Consider the following 17,699-nt stretch of genomic DNA (forward strand, 5'->3'; position numbering starts at 1 on the left):
GCTTGTTTGATTTTATCTAGCACCACGGGTAGTTATTATATTTGGGCACAATGTGAATTTAGATGGGCTCCAATTGGAACAGGGTGCGACGGGACTTTCAGTATTAGTAGTTGGTATTAAGGTATTCATGCGAATGATGATATAGTTTGCCCCAAAACGATTATCCCCTGTGATGTTTCAAGGGAGGATTCATGGAGGAGATGGGTTTATATAGCAACCGGCGTAATGGCTATACCATGAGGGGCATTTCCTACAGGAATCGTTGTGATCACGGTGTTGGTAGCGGTGTTAAGGACTGATACAGTGTTGGTAGTGGTATTAGTAACATACGCGTGAGTGCCGTCTGGTGTCAGGTCTATATCATGAGGAGATGCTACCGGAATTGTTGCGATGACTGTATTGGTTGAGGTATCAATGACTGATATCGTATTGCTAAGGACATTACCCACATATGCGCGCGTGCCATCTGGCGTAATGGCGATACGATCAGGCATGTTTCCTACCGAGATTGTTGCGATGACTGTATTGGTTGAGGTATCAATGACTGATACCGTATTGTCATTGGCATTGGCAACATATGCGCGCGTGCCATCTGGTGTAATGGTAGCACTATAAGGAGCGAATCCCACCGGGATCGTTGCGATGACGGCATTGGTTGAGGTATCAATAACTGATACCGTATGGTCATTGGCATTGGTCACATACGCGCGCGTGCCGTCTGGTGAAACGGCTACACCAAAAGGACCTAATCCCACCGGGATCGTTGCGATGACAGCATTGGTTGAGGTATCAATAACTGATATATTATTGTCAGCGATATTAGCCACATACGTGCGCGTGCCGTCTGGTGAAACGGCTACGCCAAAAGGCTGGGCTCCCACCGGGATCGTTGCGACGACTGTATTGGTTGAGGTGTCAATGACTGATACTGTATTGTCATTTTGATTGGTAACATACGCGCGCGTGCCATTTGGTGTCATGGCTATATCATTAGGAGATGCTCCCACCGGAATCGTTGCGACGACGGCATTGGTTGAGGTATCAATGACTGATACCGTATTGTCAGCGGCATTGGTCACATAGGCAAAAATTGATGGACCCGGATCATCCGGACCACCCGGTTCTGGCGGTTCTGGTGAGATAGGTCTATGCACAGTCACGGTTCTCAGATTGGTGCAACCACATCGTATTCTTATCACCTGGTTGTCATTTTGACATTTTGACATGTGTTTCACCTCTTTACACTAAGATACTTCAGCATATGTCCTGGGTAACAGGATACTCCAGTATATGCCCTGGGTCATAAGATGGGCTAGGTAAATGCCCAGTTTTTGCATCTAAAGCAGGAGATCACATATGTTGGAGCATGAGATCATCGCAGAGAGATTCGCTCTTTACACTAGACATATTATCTGCATTCAAAGTCGAGGCGTCGACCCGGAGGAAAAGGATCGACGTGACCGGGCGATTGTCTACCTGTTTGTTTATGCTGGTCTGCGGGTGGAAGAGCTGTCGAACTTGAAACTGACGGACATTGATCTCGAGATGAGGCATCTTCGCATCGTGGGCAAAGGGATGAAGGTACGGACGGTGCCGATTTCAAACATCTTGTTGGCGGAGCTTCAGGATTGGTTGGCATTTCGTGCGGAAATGGCGAAAAAGAAACCACATGTCGAAGCATCTCCCTATGTTTTTTATAGCCAGCGATCTCCTAAGTTCTCTGTGCGTGGGATTCAGCGCATGGTCGAGAGCTACAGCCCGCCGGGCAAGAAACTGACGCCGCATATGTTTCGCCACACCTTCTGCAAGTGGATGTTAAAAGCAACGAACAATGATATCGAAAAGGTGCGCCGGTTGGCCGGTCACAGCCATATCGCCACCACATCGCGGTACGTAAAGGACAGCTACAGTGATTTGGCGGATGCGGTGGAGGCGTTATCGAAGTTCTAATCAAGTTTGTTGTGCGATTTTCTACTTGTGAGCCTATCTGTGTAGTCTTAGTATCTGTTGGTTGCTATTTTGGAGCAAAGGCAATTTGTGCTTTAGTATAGAAAGCAACGAAGAAGACCAAAGGTTTTTACACCTCCGGTCTTCTTCATTGATTTTTCCTTATCATATTTCCTGCACCCGTAAAGGTAAAATAGATGGAGAAAGTTTGATAGTAGTAAAATGACCAATAAAATGGAAAACATGAATGTTCTAGAAACAAAGCGATCGATTTTGAACTTCATGTACTCATCTACATTATTATTTTCTTTTTGCTTTCTGGCTATGGACAAGAGCCTCCACAATATTAAGGAAACTAGCTGTTTTTAGATATTTTCTTTTCGCCGGAAATATAACAGGCCGCCAAAGAAGAAAATGAGAAAACTGCCGCCGACCACTGTTAAGACTTGTTCCCATGGGACAAAGAATATATCATTTTCCGCATCCCCGGATACATACATCATCAAAAATGGCTGTGCCCAAGGGTATAATGGTCCAAATTTTTCCGAGTTTACTGCCAGAATGGCGGGCAAAGTGAAAACGACGTTCACGGCAAAGGGCGCGGCGAAACTTTTAAAAAGCATCGACATCCACAATTGCAAAGCAAGAAGAGGCAACGTCGCGATCCAGCCGCCAAAAATGCTTTTCCAAAGGAGCATCATAGGAAACGGCTCCTCCGCCCCCTTTAGCACTCCGGAAGTCCAAATAGCAAGCAAATAGAGCAATTGCATGGTCAAGGTGATGAGCATGAGGATCGTATATTTGGCGAGAAATACCCGGCTCCTTGTCACCGGCAGGGCCAACAGTTGCTTCCATCCTCCGTTTTGATGCTCATACCGGCAGATGAGGCCAGCCAAGATGCCGGTCGTGAGTGGCAAAAAACGCAAGGCGTAAAGAAGCGTGGTAAACGCGATCAAAAATTCCCACAAAAATCTTTTTTCCAATCCGAATGTGTCCGGTTGGAGCATCAGTGCATAGAAAAACGTAATGAGTGGACCAAGCAAAATGGCGGTGAAGACGAATTTGGATTTTCTTAACTTAAACCACTCCGACTGCAAAAGAGAAATCATTCATTTCACATCCCTTCGTGCAAAATCCAGCATCCCGATGATATAAAGGATGATACCGACACAAATGCCCAAAACGACATTGACGAGCGGTTCATCCCATTGGTTTTGCAACGACGGCCACTTCCATGGCAGCCAATCCGGCAGCTTAAAGCTGTAGGAGGTAAACAAAAATCCAATTACTCCGAGGGAGATCGGAATCCCTTGGTTATTGCTTACGGTTGCTACCCAAAGATGCAAAGCCAACAAAGGAAGTGATGCAAAATATGGGTAGAAGCTGAATGTGGCGATTTGCGCGTACGGTATGACAGCACCGAGATCCAAATAAATACCTAAAAGCCATGTGAAAAAGAATAATAGAACTGAAGCGATAGCCAACAAGAATGCCAATACCGTGAATTTGGACAAAAACACCCCCATTTTCGATATCGGTAAAGCGATAAGTTGTTTCCAGGCGTTCGTCTCATTTTCGATACTGGCTGCAAGGGATGTCAAAATAGTGATCCCGAGTACCAGTGCAAGCGGTGTGAAGCTGTTGACATTTTGCAAATAAAACAGCCAATCATCATCGCTTCTTTGAAGGAGCCATTCTCTCCTGCCGGGGACGAGCTCGTAATTGACCCACTGCAGCAAGACGACACCAAGTGGACCTAGGATGGTCAAAAACCATAATCCTTTCCGTTTGATTTTCAAAAAATCGGTCGCAAGCAGTTTCATGATCATCTGTCGTCACCACCTGCGGTCATTTTTAGGAAAATGTCTTCCAGTGATTGATGCTCTTCTTCCACCCGGTAAACCGAGTATCCTTCATCGACGAGGGTTTCGACCACTGCGGCAACCGCTTCATCCGACTGTTCATACAAATAAATGATGTGATCCTGATAGTGTGTTTTTATTCCTTTTGCCAGCAAAGAACGGTAGGCATTGTTGGCGTCGCTCACTTTTAATCGGATTTTCAGCTGGGCTTTATTGCGCATGGCTTTAATGGAATCTTGGAAAATCAGCTTTCCTTTCGAAATGACACCGACGTAGGTAGCGACTTGATCGATTTCAGAAAGTAAGTGGCTTGAAATCAGCACGGTGATGTCTTTTTCTTTCGGTAAACGCTTGATTAAATTCCGCATTTCAATGATTCCTGAAGGGTCGAGGCCGTTTGTCGGTTCATCCAGAATCAGCAATTTTGGATCGTTCAACAATGCCATCGCAATCCCCAATCGTTGTTTCATCCCAAGAGAAAAGCTTTTTACCTTTTTATCGGCAGCGTTACTCAGGCGGACAAGGTCCAGAACTTCATCAATTTTTTCTTTGGGGGAGCCCAAGATTTTTCGCATGGCTTCCAAATTTTCATAGGCGGTCAAGTGGGAGTAATAAGACGGGCTTTCCACCAATGACCCAACATTCCGAAGAATGGAAATCCGCTCTTTTTTTAAGTCTTTGCCAAAAATCCGGATCGATCCAGCCGTCGGTCTCATGAGGCCTAGAAGCATCCGGAGAGTTGTCGATTTCCCCGCTCCGTTCGGACCTAAAAACCCGTATACTTCCCCTCTGGGAATTTTCAGGTTCAGGGCGTTTACGGCGATCTCCTTTCCAAACCGTTTCGTCAAATGATGAGTTTCGACGATATATTCCATCCTTCCATCACCTCGCTATACCATCATAGGAATCGAAGGTTAAAATGAGGTGTCGAGACAGTTTAAAATTTGTTTAAAAATAAAAAAGGAAAGGAAATGGATTCCTTTCCTAGCATGATCGATAATGAATGATTGTTATGATTGTCCCGGTTTCCGATGATTCGATTTTCCAGTCCAACTCCATCTTCTTCACCATCAAATCCACAATGGCAAGCCCGATTCCCGCCCCTTTTTCGGAACTTTTGTGCCGGAATCCTTTGCCACGGTCAAGCACGACCAACGCGTCATAAGAATCGGTTTTTTTCGTTTTCAACCCGATATATTTTCCGTCCTTGGCGTGGCGGATGACATTTTGAAACAAATTGTCAAAAATCCGTTCCATCCAAAGCGGATCGACGTTCCAATGCTTTTGTTCCAAATCATCCAGCTGGACATCTATAAAAAAACCTTCTTTTTCAAAAGCTGGATACCAGGCGGCGATGAAGGAACGGGCAAGCCGGACCACATCCGTCGGAGTCGGTTCATATTTCAATTTTTTGGCGTTTAAAAGCGTATACGATATCAAATTCTCGATCAATCGGTCCATTTTCGAAACCGACTGTTCGATCATGTTGACAGCTTGTCTTGCTACTGGAGTCAAAGCCTCTTTCTCCAACGTATAGGCATGCGCCCGGATTTTGGTAAGCGGCGTACGCAAATCATGGGATAAATTGGCGATCAGTTCTTTCCGCAGCTGCTCTTCCGCTTCTTCCCGTTTCCGGCTTTCTCGGAGCTCATCCACCATTTGATTGAAGGCCATCTCCAGTTGGCCGATTTCATCCTGTTTTCTCACCGTGATGGCTACTGGCAATCCGTCCACGTCCCGTATCTCCATGGCCTGTTGCAAATAAAGGAGACGTTTGCGGATCCCCAAGAAAAACAAATACGAGACGGTCACAAATAACACAATTCCCCCGGGAACAATAAAATACATAAAGTCGGCATTGGCTTCAGTAAATGCGGGTTGAAGCAGCTTCCGCTCGATTTCAAAAACGACGAATCCATAGGATGCATCATTGTTTGGAAAGGCAATGACCGTAAAAGGGTCGTTGTCATAACGCGCTTTGATGAAGTTGGCGGTATAGGCGGCATTCCAATGTTTCGGAATATTCGCAGCAAGGTTCCTCCCGGCGGCGAGCCGGCCGTTGCTGTCCACCCAAAACAAGCGCGCTTTCGGATAACGGTTTTGCCATTTTTCAAACATCCGGTTGATATCTTCGCTTCCGGGGTTTTTGAGACTACGGGCATCCTGGTGCCAGGCTTTTTCGATCTGCAACGTTTCTGGGTCTTTATGGTCATAGACATTGAAGACCAAAAGGCTAGTTCCGATGATAAGAAGATAGATGAGAAACAGAGCGGTTAAAATAATGGCCATATATTTTGCCGTCAGCGACCGCAATCGTTTTACGCTTTTCATTTTCTCACCCGATAACCGATTCCCCGGATCGTTTCAATGATTTCTGGGTTTTTTGGATCTTTTTCCAGTTTTTCACGAAGATAACGGATGTGCACCATCAATGTTTTATCTCCTTCAATATAAGGCTCACCCCAAACACCCTCGTATAACTGCTCTTTTGTCAAAATTTGATTGAGATGGCGAAGGAAGTATTGGAAAATTTGATATTGTTTTCCTGTCAGTAGAATTTCTTCTCCCGTTTCATGATTGACGATGCGCATATCTTTTGTATGGATGGTCAAATGCTTCAGTTTCAGGATTTCATCGTTTTTGTTGAAGCGCCGGAGCAAAACCTCCACGCGGGCGGCCAACTCATCGGGGTGGAACGGCTTGGTCAGATAATCATCGGCGAAACTCAATCCTTCCACTTTGTCCTCAATGGCAGTCCGCGCCGAAAGCATCAAAATCGGCAGATCTGGCTGCTCCTTTTTTATCCGTTTGCCGATGGAAAAGCCGTCCAGCCCCGGCAGCATCACATCCAAAATGACAAGGTCGCAATGGGCCAAGTGTTCTTCGATCTCTTCTCCGGATTGAAGCCAAGTCACATGATGCCCACGTTCCGTAAGGTTCATCGTCACCCAACGGCCGATTTCCTGTTCATCTTCTATGTATAAAACTCGTGCCAACGTTCTCCCTCATTTCTTCTAGTCTTCACTCTATATTAATCAATACTTGTTTGACTTGGTCAATCCCTTCATGTACTGCGCAATTCCTGGCGGGAAAATGAAATGTTAACGGTTGTGTTGGAACGTTGTGAGAAAGTAGCGAAACGAACTCGTGAAATCAGGGAAGGAGGGCGCATCGTTTCGTTCAGCGTACGCTATTCGTATAACGAGGGAGGAATCACCCTTGATATTGCCACGAACTTAACAATGGGTGGTGTTCTTGATTGTTGAACCATCAAGGTGTGACAAGCATCGTTCAGGTGCGTTTTCTGCTTTCCTGCCAGCCAATGCTGGTAGGATTTTTTGTGTAAAAATCATTACTGCTAGACGAAGTGTGTGAAAATAGAAGGGACTGATCGGATCTTAAATATTTTGGTTAAGGAGAATGATGGGGGCAGCCACATGTCTTTTTTGAGGATTTACTGTATGAGAAGGAGTAGGAACGATGGGCAAAAACAACAGAGATGCTGGCATCGATGAGATTCTTATGGATGACATTTCCTCTCCAGATGAATTGGTTAAAGAGATCTAGGCGAAAATTTTGGAAAAATGGAAGACATAAAAAAGAGAAATAAACTTGCCAAGTGGTTGCTGAACGCCGGCATTCGGGTGCAAAAAAGCGTATTCGAAGCGTATTTGACTGCGAAAGAGGCAAAGGAAATGGTGGAAGGAGCCCGGCCGTGGATCGGGGAAGGGGATTCCTTGCGCGTATATGAGCTAACGGTGGAAAGCTACGAAAACAAGTACGTCATTGGCACACCTTTCGATCATCTCCCGTGGAACAACTTGATCGTGTAGCGGGCGGCTTCTTTCCGTTTTGCACACCCCAAAATGGCCGGAAAAACGGCAGGGGTGTGCAAGCCTCTTTTTCTTTCGTCTTTCGAAATATTTCGTTGATAGATCCATGCTTTGGACGGTTGACGATCTTGGTCAGTTGCACAAGTTAACATAATCACATTTTATTTTTTGGGGGGGTGAAAGGGGTGTGCAAAATGGCCCCTTACCGCCTTAGAAAATCAATGGTAAAATGAAGGAGCTGTTGAAAGAGATAGGCCTCGTTTAGAGGATCAGAACCATCCGTCTCGCCATGTTTCTTCGAAACGGGTGGATGTATGTTGGGAGAAAGCGTTTTGTGGGTGGTATGAAAACTCGGGAAGAGGAATGGTTGCTGTGTTCCTGGGTTTTTGGCCTAGAACGATGAAAAAGTTGTTGTAGTCACATGAGGAAATGTTTGTCTTTTAGGGAGATAGAGGCTAGCTGATGATGAGAAAGAAAAAGGCGTCCTTGCTCGGTTTTTACGCCGGGAGGAGGACGCTTTTTTGTTAGTGTCCGTTTGATCGTGAAATGTCTGCCTTATTTGCCGGCTCGTCCATCGGCTCAATCGTCTCTAAATCGGTGAGCAGGAAAATATCGCTGAAGATATCGGTGAGCAAAATGATCGCAGCGACGAGAAACGTGTACATAAACGAAGCGGTCACTTCGGTGATCGGCACGACAGTGTCCATGGAATGGTTGCCAAACGTCAAAAGACCGATCCATGTTTCGACAGTCCCTTTAGAAGCGATAAACGTTGGGAGGTTGTAAGCGAGTGATGATATGATAGCTAAAGTGTCGAGAGACATCGAAATGTAAAGAAGGGCGATGTTCGGATTGGTCGTAAAAGAGGCGTCGATGACGGATAAACCGAAGGCTCACAGGAACATTTCGACTATTCGAACATTGCTTAGGAATGATTTTTCAGTTATATTTCTACTAAGAGGTGGGCGGCCGACGAAATGATTTTTGCGATGATCACAAAGCATGAAAATCATTGAATGAAAGAGAAGCAAGAATATTAGATTGGATCAAAGGAGATGGATGTTGCCTTCCAGCTGTTCACCGGAAGGCGGACGGTTTGATTTGTGTGGCTCTGTCTTTTAGACGGCTAGCCGCCGTGTTTGATTTGGCAAAGTCATGAATGGGGGAACGATGGATGGATATTTCAGCGAACATCATCAAAGTTCGAAATGCGGTCATCGGCGGCGATGAGCCATGCCTTTGCGCCCCGGTGGTCGGGGAGGATGCTGGGCAAGTGCTGCGCGAAGCGGAGGAGGTTTGCCGAAAGAAGCCAGATTTGATTGAATGGCGGGCCGATTTTTTTCGCCACATCGGCGATCAGGAGCGTGTGCTGGAGGTAGCAAACGAGCTGCGGCGTGTGGCGGGGGACATCCCGATTTTGTTTACTATCCGTTCGGAGCGGGAAGGAGGACAGCCGATTCCGCTTGATGAAGAGGAAAAGCAGCAAGTAATGAAAGTGGTGTGTGAAAGCGGAGCCGTGGATCTCATTGACTGCGAGCTGGCTTACGGGGAGCGTATCGCCGATGTGCGCCGTACTGCCCATGAATGCGGGGTGCGGCTTATCATTTCAAGCCATCATTTTGACGGTACGCCGTCGAAAGAGATGTTGGTGGACATCATGCGTCGGGCCGAGCAGGGCGGCGCTGACATTGCGAAAGTGGCCGTCATGCCGACGTCTCCGGAAGATGTGCTGGTGTTGCTAGAGGCGACGCAACAGGCGCGGCGCGAGCTTTCCATTCCGCTTATTACGATGTCGATGGGTGGGTTAGGCGCGATGACGCGGCTCGTCGGATGGCTGTTTGGCTCGGCGGTTACGTTCGCCGTTGGGAAACAAAGCTCTGCTCCGGGGCAAATTCCGATGGAGGACGTACGGGCGGTGCTGTCGGTATTGCAAAAATATAGCCGTTGATTCGTTGGGTTACATACGGAAAGACAATGAGTTGTTGGTTGAAGGAGAAAGGGGAGTGCACCATGAATAGGCAAACCACCATCCCGTTCCGTGAGCGAAACATCATTTTAATCGGCTTTATGGGAGCGGGAAAAACGACGATCGGGCAGCTGGTCGCGAAAAAGCTGTATCGCGATTTTATCGATGTCGATGCGGAAATTGAGCGGCGACAAGGGATGTCGATTCCTGAGATATTTGCGCAAAAAGGAGAAGCGTACTTTCGAAAAGTGGAACGGGAACTCATCGTCGATTTATGCACGAATACGAGGCTGAAAATTTTGTCGCTCGGCGGCGGTGCGTATTTGCAGGAGGAGGTGCGACGCGCGTGCCTCGCTCATGGCATCGTCTTTTTTCTTGACTTGTCATGGGATTATTGGAAAGAGGAACGGCTGCCGCTCATTGTCGACAGCCGCCCGGTGTTGAAAAACAAAACGTTGGAAGAGGTGGAGCAGCTGTTTTTCCAGCGGCAGTCGGCTTACGCTCTCCATCATTCCCGCGTGGTCATCAATGAGCTTGAAGCCGAACAAGCGGCCGATCAAATCGTTGAGTCGATCAAATGGATGTGGGATGTGTACGAACCAAACCGATGAAGTGGTGTGTTTGCTCTGTTCAATGTTTATGTTGGCTTTTGAAAAGAAGACAGGAACTCCTTTTTTATGGGGGTTCCTGGATGGTTTAATCCCAGTAGTTAAAGATGATTTCTCCGATGGTTTTCGGTTTCCAGTAGGAAATTTGCTCCAATTCTGCACTGTTCAATCCCGATATCAAATTGGGGTGAATCGGAGCGTTTAGTTCGGCTGATTGCAATACTTGATAAAACGGAGAAAACTGCTCATCAATAACAGGATGGTCGATAAATTGGATGTTTCCACATTCAACTGTCGATGCAACAGCAAGGTAAGGATAATGGGCATTAAGCAATATATACAATGGATCATCGACCATCTGAACTTGCGCATAATAAAAATTGGCTGGATATTGCGGGCTTTTAAAATCAATGATCTTTCCACCGCTGCGAATGGCAACATCAAAACATAATTGCTTGAATGGTTTCCCATCTACTTGAGGAGGAGGGGGATCGACGTTTGCATGATAAAAGCCGGTTATTCCATTAGGGAGTTTCACTCTTGTTCACTACCTTTCCACACTATATGAAAGCTACACGCACGTTGGCAGAAGATCGTTTAGAGCCAATGATTTTTCACCATACCCTATACAAGAAACTTTGGGGATCGTTGGTTTTGTACGGTCTCTTGCGACAAGGTCTTTCGAATACTTGTTCTTAGGAAAAATGATATGAGGAAACGTATCCACTATCGATAATCTCTTTTAACAGAGACAATATTTAATAAGAAGGTTGACTACTTTATTATTCTTCTTTCTTCCCTCTAACAACGAAACCAGCAACAAAAATACTTCCAAATCCTATAATTCTCATAATGATATGACCTATATTGTTCATTTGATCAATGGTCAAGGAAGATAAAAAAGCCCTAATTAGAATCAATATTATAGCAAAAATCCATCTCAACTTATGAGCTCTCCTTAGTTTTGTCTTTTATTAAGGCTGCGTATATTTTCACTTTGTCATTCCTTAATCGGTATTATTATATCCTATGAGAGTTTCAATAAATTTCGCTCAGTACTATTCAAAAGCAATAAGAGAGGACAAAAGAGCGAGCTGAATTTCTTATGATGAAAAACGAGTTGACTAACTCGTTTTTTTATTATATTCTGATCAGCTTCTCGCTTCAAAATGATCTATCCTCCAGTGTAAGTATAATTTCGAACGCCCAGGTCATTAAATAAAGAAGAAGCACGATCGGCCGCCATAGACTTACAGCTTGGCGGCCGATGGCTTTTATGGGGGAGTTCATTTTTGGTCAGCCCAAACGCGGCGTTGTCATTCGTTTGGAGGGGCGAGCGAGGAAGTCAGCTTTGACGATTTGGGACGCAAGCAGCCGCGTGTTGGTTCGATGCATTCGAACCGCTTGTCTCCCGCTTTTTAGGATCGTGCCTCGCTTGACGAAGCTGTTGTTCGGATTCCTCCTGAATTGGTTTTCGAAATGATCGCCCGTTGGAAAGAAGGATATGATGTCGTTTATGCTCGACGCGTGAAGTGAAAAGGAGAGACACGATTCAAACAATGGACCGCCTCGCCTATATGTTTTATCGCGTATTGCGCTCAGTGACTGAAATTGACATTCTCGTAGATACCGACGATTTTCGCTTGATTGACCGAAAGGTGTGCGATCAGTTAGTCTATATGAAAGAGCGCAGCCGGTTTGTTCGCGGCAAGTTGGCTCGGCCTCCGGCAGACGGCGGTCGAATATGAGAGAGCCGCGGCTGGTGAGACAAAGGATCCGCTCAAAAAAATGATTCGCTTTTCGCTCAATGGATCACGTCGTTTTCGCACAAACCGCTCAAGCTGGCGAACGTATTTGTGTTTTGGCAGTCGGTGGGAAGTGCCGTCGGCATGATGGTTGTCCTATAATGGTTTACGCATTCAACGGTTGCCGGTTGGGCGTCATTGTTGGTCGTGATGCCTCTTTGCAATGGGGTGATGATGATACTTGGCATCATTAGAAAATAGATGGGGCGAATGAATGAAGAGGGGAAAGAGCGGCCACTTTATGTCATCAACGAAACATGGGGAGTCGGAACGAAACATGAACGAAATGCTTCGTACATTCCGTAAAGAAAAACAAACAGCATGGCGTTTTGCCGTTGTTGGGGCAAGCAATACGATCGTTGACTTTGTTGTCTTTTTTCTGCTCACTGCTGCAGGTGTTCCAGCGGCCGCTGCGCAAGTCGTTTCTTATGGCGCTGGGGTGATAAACAGCTACATTTGGAATCGGCGTTGGACGTTTCAAATGCGGCAAAAGGTGAATATCGGGGAGTTGTTCCGGTTTCTTGTTGTCAACGGCCTATCACTTGGTGTGTCGCTCGTTGTCTTGTTGGTGGCCGAACCGTTCGGGCCGCTTTGGTTCGCGAAAGGTGCGGCCACGATGGCTGGTATGGCGGTCAATTTCATTGGCAGTCGCTGTTGGGTGTTTGTGGAATCGACAAGCGAACGTTGACGGAAAACGGAGCAAACGATAAAAACAATCCGGAAGCCATGTGCGGCCCGGACGTTTTTTGTAGGAAAAACGCTGTTCATTGCTGCGAAAATCCATCAACGGCATGTTGGATCTTTTCGCGATGGTATACATCAAAAGGACGGGGAAGCGGATTGTTCCGCTTCCCCGTCCCGGTCAAACCGTTCGGATTTGCCCCGTCCCGTATACGAGCGATTTCGTTGTGGTGATGGCAATAAGCCCCATCGGTCCGCGCGCGTGCAGCTTTTGCGTGCTGATTCCGATTTCCGCCCCGTAGCCGAACTGTTCACCATCGGTGAAGCGGGTGGATGCGTTATGGTATAACACCGCCGCGTCGACCGCTTGGAAAAAGCGGCGGACATGCGCTTCGTTTTCCGTGATGATCGCTTCGGAATGTTTCGTTCCGTAGCGGTGGATATGTTGAATCGCTTCATCGACATCAGTGACGAGTTTGATCGCTAAAATCGGCGCCAAATATTCTGTATGCCAGTCTTCTTCCGTCGCTTCGGTGACGAACGGATAGGCGGCGGCAAGGCGTCGGTCGCCGCGAAGCTCAACACCGCGAGCATGAAGTGCCTCAAGCAGTTCGCCGACGTACGGCCACCGCTCATGAATGAGCACGGTTTCGATGGCGTTGCAGACAGATGGACGCTGCAATTTAGCGTTTAAGACGATATCGATCGCCATCGATCGTTCGGCCGATTCATCAACGAAAATATGGCAGTTGCCGACACCGGTCTCAAGCACCGGTACGGTGGCGTTTTCGACGACCGAGCGAATGAGCCCCGCTCCGCCGCGCGGAATGAGGACATCGAGATAATCGTTTAGGCGGAACATGCGCTGGGCTGTTTCCCGGCTCGTGTCTTCGAGCAGCTCAATGGCTGTTTCCGGGATGGCCGTTGTGCGAAGCGCCTCTTTCATGACGCTGACAAGTGCTTTGTTGGAATGAAGCGCCGATGAGCTGCCGCGGAGCAGGACGGCGTTGCCTGTTTTCAGACAAAGGCTGGCGGCGTCAACTGTCACGTTCGGGCGCGCTTCATATACCATGCCGATCACCCCAAGCGGCACGCGCACTGTTTGGATGCGAAGGCCGTTTGGCCGCGTCCACTCCTCGATGATTTCTCCAACCGGATCCGGCAATGAGGCGACTTGGCGGACACCGCTGATGATTTGATCGATCCGTTCATTCGTGAGCTGCAGCCGATCAAGCAAAGCCGGTGACAGCCCTTGCGCGCGGCCGGCGGCCATATCCTTTTCGTTTTCCGCTAAAATGACGGCGCGTTTGCGGTCGATGGCTTTGGCGATCTGTTCTAATGCCGCGTTTTTTTCTTCTGTCGACAGCATGGCCAACGTTTGTGACGCCGTTTTCAACCGTTCGGCTTTTTCGAGCAATTCGTTCATCTTTTGACACGCTCCTTTCGCAAAGTAACCCAATTGTCGCGGTGGATGACTTCCGGGCGGTGAAGGTAAGAGTATTGCCGCGCTTCTTCGCTCGGCCGCCCTTTCACTTTTTTCAAATCGGCGGCGGCGTAATATACTTGACCGCGGCCGATGGTAACACCTTTTTCGTTGATGACATCGACGACATCCATCGCATGAAAGTCGCCGGAAACCGCCGTGACGCCGGCCGGCAGCAAACTTTTCCCGCGGTCAAGCAGCGCTTCCTCGGCGCCGCTGTCCACAGTGATTGTGCCGGAAACGGGGGCGTGATAAGCGATCCATTGCTTGCGCATTTGCATCTGTTTCGGAAAAGGAACACCGATGTATGTACCGTCGCCTTTTCCAGCTAAAATATCAGCCAGTTTTTCTTTGCCGCTTCCCGTGCCGATGAAGACGCTGACGCCGAAGGAGAGAGCTTTTTGCGCAGCTAACAGCTTTGAGCGCATGCCACCGGTGCCGACAGTCGAGCCGCTGCCGCCAGCTGAGGCGAGCATCTCGCTCGTAATCTCTGGCAAAAAGGCGTATTTCTTCGCCTGCGGGTTCGTTTTCGGATTGGCGTCGTACAGCCCGTTAATGTCAGTGAGCAAAACGAGCGCATCGGCATGCAAGAAGCCTGCCACAAGCGCTGACAACATATCATTGTCGCCGAACGTCAACTCTTCGACGGAAACGGAGTCGTTTTCGTTAATGATCGGCACGGCGCCGTGTTCGAGTAATGTGGTGATCGTGGCAAACAAGTTGCGAAATCGCTCACGGCTGTAAAAATCGCTGCGCGTCAACAACAACTGGGCGGCGGTGAAGCCGAATTGGGCGAACTGTGCGCTGTACGCCTGCATCAATAAGCTTTGTCCGACGGCAGCAGCCGCCTGTTTGCCGGCGATCGTCGTCGGCCGTGTTGGGTAGCCTAACGGCCCGAAGCCGGCCGCAACTGCACCGGATGTGATGAGAATGATGTCATGGCCGAGCTGTTTCATATAAGCGATCGCTTGAACATGATCAAGCAGTTTATCATGGCAAAGGCCGCCTTTTGGATCGGTGAGTGAGCTGCTCCCGATTTTCACAACGACGCGCTGCCGTTTCATCGCATTCCCTCCTTTGGATTTTTTCTGTCGTCTATTCCACTGTCTCTTGACCACAACTGGGAAGAGGACAATAAAAAAACGCTTTTCCTCCTCTTTGAAAAGGACGGAAAAGCGTTCCGCGGTACCACCTTTTTTGGCGCACAAAGCGCCCACCTCTAGCCTGTAACGCAGGCATGCGGCTTATGTTTGCATAAGCGGCCGTCTAGGGCAGGTTCAACCGGCTTCCCGCGAGGAACCTTCCAGCCTATGGGTTCCACTCTCTGGCGCGTTCCCTCGGTTTACTAGTCCCGTGCCGTTCTCATTCGTTGATTGTCAAGGATAGGTTCAACAATTTTATAGTTTGTAAGAAATTATGCCCCTAAACGTTGTTGATGTCAAGGGGAGCAGCCTATTTTTACGTTGCCTTACTCTAGACAAAACAATGAAAACGCATTCAGAATAAAGGTAATTGTCAATTTATTAAAAAAAGTGGTACAATACTAGCAACCTATTAATCTGAACGATGGAGGGACTCTTCATGAAAACACGGCGCAGCGACATGATTAAAAAAGGATTCGACCGCGCTCCGCACCGAAGTTTATTGCGAGCGGCTGGCGTGAAAGAAGAAGATTTTGACAAACCGTTTATTGCGGTGGTCAACTCATATATTGACATTATCCCTGGACACGTCCATTTACAAGAGTTTGGAAAAATCGTCAAGGAAGCGATCCGTGAAGCGGGTGGCGTGCCGTTTGAAATGAATACGATCGGCGTTGATGATGGCATCGCGATGGGGCATATCGGGATGCGCTATTCGCTTCCGAGCCGGGAAATTATCGCCGACTCGATTGAAACGGTTGTTTCCGCGCATTGGTTTGACGGTATGGTGTGCATTCCGAACTGCGACAAAATTACGCCAGGAATGATGATGGCAGCGATGCGGCTCAACATCCCGACGATTTTTGTCAGCGGCGGGCCGATGAAAGCCGGCGTAACGAAAGATGGGCGGAAAATTTCACTCTCGTCCGTATTTGAAGGAGTCGGGGCGTATTTAGGCGGCTCGCTCGATGAGAAAGGACTGATGGAACTCGAACAGTACGGCTGTCCGACGTGCGGGTCGTGTTCGGGCATGTTCACGGCCAATTCAATGAACTGTTTGGCCGAAGCGCTCGGGCTCGCCTTACCAGGCAACGGGACGATTTTAGCGGTTGACCCGGCGCGTAAAGAGCTTGTCCGCGAATCGGCGAAACAGCTTATGTATTTGATCGAACATGATATTAAACCGCGCGACATTGTCACGGAAAAAGCAATCGATAACGCGTTCGCGCTCGATATGGCGCTTGGCGGCTCGACGAATACGGTACTACATACGTTGGCCATCGCCAACGAAGCCGGCATTGACTATTCGCTCGAGCGGATTAACGAAGTGGCGTCACGCGTGCCGCATTTAGCGAAGCTCGCTCCGGCATCGGATGTCCATTATATTGAAGACTTGCACGAAGCGGGCGGCGTCTCGGCGGTGCTCAATGAATTGTCGAAAAAAGAAGGCGCACTCCATTTAGACACGCTCACTGTCACCGGTAAAACGCTTGGCGAAAACATTGCCGGCTGTGAAGTGAAAAACTATGATGTCATCCGGCCAATCGATAACCCGTATTCGGAAACGGGCGGGCTCACCATTTTGTTCGGCAACTTAGCACCGGACGGAGCGGTCATTAAAACCGGCGCGGTTCAAGGCGGCATCACGCGCCATGAAGGGCCAGCCATCGTCTTCGATTCGCAGGAAGAAGCTCTTGAAGGCATCGCCAGCGGCAAAATCAAGCCAGGCCATGTCGTCGTCATCCGTTACGAAGGGCCAAAAGGTGGCCCAGGCATGCCGGAAATGCTCGCGCCAACCTCACAAATTGTCGGCATGGGGCTCGGCACAAAAGTGGCGCTTGTCACTGACGGGCGGTTCTCCGGCGCTTCGCGCGGCTTGTCGATCGGGCACGTCTCTCCGGAGGCAGCAGAAGGCGGACCGATCGCGTTCATCGAAGACGGCGATATAATCGAAATCGACACGGTCAAGCGGACGATCAATGTCAAATTGTCTGACGAAGAGCTTGAACGGCGCAAAGCGAACTGGAAAGGCTTTGAGCCGAAAGTAAAAACCGGGTATCTCGCCCGCTACTCGAAGCACGTCACTTCAGCGAGCACAGGGGGGGTTATGAAGCTTTAAGGTAGCAGCGGCTTCCGATGAATGAGCGCCCTGCCGTAAAAGAGAAAGCCTGCCTGGACGAGTGAAAACAGGCAGGCTTTTTCATCATGATATATCGCCCTCGTTTGGTTGGATGGGAAGAAAAAGAGTAAACGAGGTTCCTTTTCCCCGTTGGATTTTGACTTCGATGGTTCCGCCGTGAGCTTGCACAATTTGCTTCGCAATGTGGTGTATCCACCATTGTGAAGCGAGCGAAAAACCGTTTTTGTCGTCA

17 protein-coding genes and 2 pseudogenes are annotated in these 17,699 nt (G+C 48.3%); 8 read left to right on the forward strand and 11 right to left on the reverse strand.

What is annotated here, in order from left to right; translation table 11 throughout:
- Positions 1-206: 206 nt before the first annotated feature.
- Positions 207-1,226: a YVTN family beta-propeller repeat protein gene (locus tag DSM465_RS0116030; RefSeq protein ID WP_051358544.1), complete on the reverse strand. Its 1,020-nt coding sequence runs from the start codon at positions 1,224-1,226 to the stop codon at positions 207-209.
- Positions 1,227-1,416: 190 nt separating this feature from the next.
- Here DSM465_RS0116030 and DSM465_RS0116035 point away from each other — a divergent pair.
- Positions 1,417-1,950: pseudogene (locus DSM465_RS0116035) on the forward strand (tyrosine-type recombinase/integrase); the annotation flags it as partial.
- Positions 1,951-2,312: 362 nt separating this feature from the next.
- Here DSM465_RS0116035 and DSM465_RS0116045 read toward each other — a convergent pair.
- The 5 genes from DSM465_RS0116045 to DSM465_RS0116065 all read right to left on the reverse strand — a co-directional run bounded on the left by DSM465_RS0116045 (position 2,313) and on the right by DSM465_RS0116065 (position 6,805).
- On the reverse strand, positions 2,313-3,056 hold the full coding sequence (locus DSM465_RS0116045) for an ABC transporter permease (RefSeq protein ID WP_029761786.1): 744 nt from the start codon (positions 3,054-3,056) through the stop codon (positions 2,313-2,315).
- Positions 3,057-3,776, reverse strand: a complete 720-nt coding sequence (locus DSM465_RS0116050) for an ABC transporter permease (protein ID WP_008880566.1) — start codon at positions 3,774-3,776, stop codon at positions 3,057-3,059.
- Entirely contained in the window at positions 3,773-4,684 is a 912-nt protein-coding gene (locus tag DSM465_RS0116055) for an ABC transporter ATP-binding protein (protein WP_029761787.1), read from the reverse strand. Before DSM465_RS0116055 ends, DSM465_RS0116050 begins: the two co-directional genes overlap by 4 nt.
- Positions 4,685-4,793: 109 nt before the next feature.
- Complete coding sequence (locus tag DSM465_RS0116060; protein ID WP_029761788.1) at positions 4,794-6,140, reverse strand: sensor histidine kinase; 1,347 nt, start codon at positions 6,138-6,140, stop codon at positions 4,794-4,796.
- Complete coding sequence (locus DSM465_RS0116065; RefSeq protein WP_008880569.1) at positions 6,137-6,805, reverse strand: response regulator transcription factor; 669 nt, start codon at positions 6,803-6,805, stop codon at positions 6,137-6,139. Before DSM465_RS0116065 ends, DSM465_RS0116060 begins: the two co-directional genes overlap by 4 nt.
- Before the next feature lie 102 nt (positions 6,806-6,907).
- Between DSM465_RS0116065 and DSM465_RS19650 the strand changes: the two genes are divergently transcribed.
- The gene (locus DSM465_RS19650) at positions 6,908-7,075 is read left to right on the forward strand and encodes a hypothetical protein (RefSeq protein ID WP_008880570.1); all 168 of its coding nucleotides are present in this window, start codon (positions 6,908-6,910) and stop codon (positions 7,073-7,075) included.
- Positions 7,076-7,393: 318 nt separating this feature from the next.
- The gene (gene cas2 / locus DSM465_RS19985) at positions 7,394-7,642 is read left to right on the forward strand and encodes a CRISPR-associated endonuclease Cas2 (RefSeq protein WP_223812871.1); all 249 of its coding nucleotides are present in this window, start codon (positions 7,394-7,396) and stop codon (positions 7,640-7,642) included.
- A gap of 524 nt (positions 7,643-8,166) precedes the next feature.
- Here the strand turns inward: cas2 and DSM465_RS0116080 are convergent.
- The gene (locus DSM465_RS0116080; protein ID WP_029761789.1) at positions 8,167-8,370 is read right to left on the reverse strand and encodes a hypothetical protein; all 204 of its coding nucleotides are present in this window, start codon (positions 8,368-8,370) and stop codon (positions 8,167-8,169) included.
- A 446-nt stretch (positions 8,371-8,816) separates the two neighbouring features.
- Here DSM465_RS0116080 and aroD point away from each other — a divergent pair, with 446 nt between their 5' ends.
- Together aroD and DSM465_RS0116090 are read left to right on the forward strand one after the other, a co-directional pair.
- The gene (aroD, locus tag DSM465_RS0116085; protein ID WP_029761790.1) at positions 8,817-9,590 is read left to right on the forward strand and encodes a type I 3-dehydroquinate dehydratase; all 774 of its coding nucleotides are present in this window, start codon (positions 8,817-8,819) and stop codon (positions 9,588-9,590) included.
- Between the two features lie 62 nt (positions 9,591-9,652).
- Complete coding sequence (locus tag DSM465_RS0116090; protein ID WP_029761791.1) at positions 9,653-10,219, forward strand: shikimate kinase; 567 nt, start codon at positions 9,653-9,655, stop codon at positions 10,217-10,219.
- 85 nt (positions 10,220-10,304) lie between these two features.
- Here DSM465_RS0116090 and DSM465_RS0116095 read toward each other — a convergent pair whose 3' ends face one another.
- Together DSM465_RS0116095 and DSM465_RS19655 are read right to left on the reverse strand one after the other, a co-directional pair.
- Complete coding sequence (locus tag DSM465_RS0116095; protein ID WP_029761792.1) at positions 10,305-10,754, reverse strand: hypothetical protein; 450 nt, start codon at positions 10,752-10,754, stop codon at positions 10,305-10,307.
- 244 nt (positions 10,755-10,998) lie between these two features.
- Positions 10,999-11,160 (reverse strand): hypothetical protein, encoded by a 162-nt coding sequence (locus tag DSM465_RS19655; protein ID WP_169817289.1) that lies wholly within the window; start codon positions 11,158-11,160, stop codon positions 10,999-11,001.
- A 496-nt stretch (positions 11,161-11,656) separates the two neighbouring features.
- On the opposite strand from DSM465_RS19655, the pseudogene DSM465_RS19990 reads away from it, so the two are divergent.
- Both DSM465_RS19990 and DSM465_RS0116115 read left to right on the forward strand, forming a co-directional pair.
- Positions 11,657-12,327 (forward strand): annotated as a pseudogene (locus DSM465_RS19990) (glycosyltransferase); the annotation flags it as partial.
- Positions 12,299-12,709 carry a GtrA family protein gene (locus DSM465_RS0116115; protein ID WP_029761793.1) on the forward strand — a complete coding sequence of 137 codons (411 nt, stop codon included), beginning with the start codon at positions 12,299-12,301 and terminating at the stop codon, positions 12,707-12,709. The pseudogene DSM465_RS19990 and the gene DSM465_RS0116115, both read left to right, overlap by 29 nt.
- Positions 12,710-12,883: 174 nt before the next feature.
- On the opposite strand, the gene DSM465_RS0116120 is transcribed toward DSM465_RS0116115, so the two are convergent.
- Together DSM465_RS0116120 and proB are read right to left on the reverse strand one after the other, a co-directional pair.
- Entirely contained in the window at positions 12,884-14,128 is a 1,245-nt protein-coding gene (locus tag DSM465_RS0116120) for a glutamate-5-semialdehyde dehydrogenase (protein ID WP_029761794.1), read from the reverse strand.
- Positions 14,125-15,249: a glutamate 5-kinase gene (proB, locus tag DSM465_RS0116125; RefSeq protein ID WP_008880595.1), complete on the reverse strand. Its 1,125-nt coding sequence runs from the start codon at positions 15,247-15,249 to the stop codon at positions 14,125-14,127. Before proB ends, DSM465_RS0116120 begins: the two co-directional genes overlap by 4 nt.
- A gap of 517 nt (positions 15,250-15,766) precedes the next feature.
- Here proB and ilvD point away from each other — a divergent pair.
- Complete coding sequence (gene ilvD, locus DSM465_RS0116130; protein ID WP_029761795.1) at positions 15,767-17,446, forward strand: dihydroxy-acid dehydratase; 1,680 nt, start codon at positions 15,767-15,769, stop codon at positions 17,444-17,446.
- Positions 17,447-17,699 lie beyond the last annotated feature (253 nt).

It is taken from the genome of Geobacillus thermodenitrificans subsp. thermodenitrificans DSM 465, assembly GCF_000496575.1.
GTDB classification, from domain to species: Bacteria; Bacillota; Bacilli; order Bacillales; family Anoxybacillaceae; genus Geobacillus; species Geobacillus thermodenitrificans.

Excerpts from the sequence above, each read along its gene's own strand:
- DSM465_RS0116030 (WP_051358544.1), bottom strand. The coding sequence starts at position 1,226 with ATGTCAAAATGTCAAAATGACAACCAGGTGATAAGAATACGATGTGGT.
- DSM465_RS0116045 (WP_029761786.1), bottom strand. The coding sequence starts at position 3,056 with ATGATTTCTCTTTTGCAGTCGGAGTGGTTTAAGTTAAGAAAATCCAAA.
- DSM465_RS0116050 (WP_008880566.1), bottom strand. The coding sequence starts at position 3,776 with ATGATCATGAAACTGCTTGCGACCGATTTTTTGAAAATCAAACGGAAA.
- DSM465_RS0116055 (WP_029761787.1), bottom strand. The coding sequence starts at position 4,684 with ATGGAATATATCGTCGAAACTCATCATTTGACGAAACGGTTTGGAAAG.
- DSM465_RS0116060 (WP_029761788.1), bottom strand. The coding sequence starts at position 6,140 with ATGAAAAGCGTAAAACGATTGCGGTCGCTGACGGCAAAATATATGGCC.
- DSM465_RS19650 (WP_008880570.1), top strand. The coding sequence starts at position 6,908 with ATGTTAACGGTTGTGTTGGAACGTTGTGAGAAAGTAGCGAAACGAACT.
- cas2 (WP_223812871.1), top strand. The coding sequence starts at position 7,394 with ATGGAAGACATAAAAAAGAGAAATAAACTTGCCAAGTGGTTGCTGAAC.
- aroD (WP_029761790.1), top strand. The coding sequence starts at position 8,817 with ATGGATATTTCAGCGAACATCATCAAAGTTCGAAATGCGGTCATCGGC.
- DSM465_RS0116090 (WP_029761791.1), top strand. The coding sequence starts at position 9,653 with ATGAATAGGCAAACCACCATCCCGTTCCGTGAGCGAAACATCATTTTA.
- DSM465_RS0116115 (WP_029761793.1), top strand. The coding sequence starts at position 12,299 with ATGAACGAAATGCTTCGTACATTCCGTAAAGAAAAACAAACAGCATGG.
- DSM465_RS0116120 (WP_029761794.1), bottom strand. The coding sequence starts at position 14,128 with ATGAACGAATTGCTCGAAAAAGCCGAACGGTTGAAAACGGCGTCACAA.
- proB (WP_008880595.1), bottom strand. The coding sequence starts at position 15,249 with ATGAAACGGCAGCGCGTCGTTGTGAAAATCGGGAGCAGCTCACTCACC.
- ilvD (WP_029761795.1), top strand. The coding sequence starts at position 15,767 with ATGAAAACACGGCGCAGCGACATGATTAAAAAAGGATTCGACCGCGCT.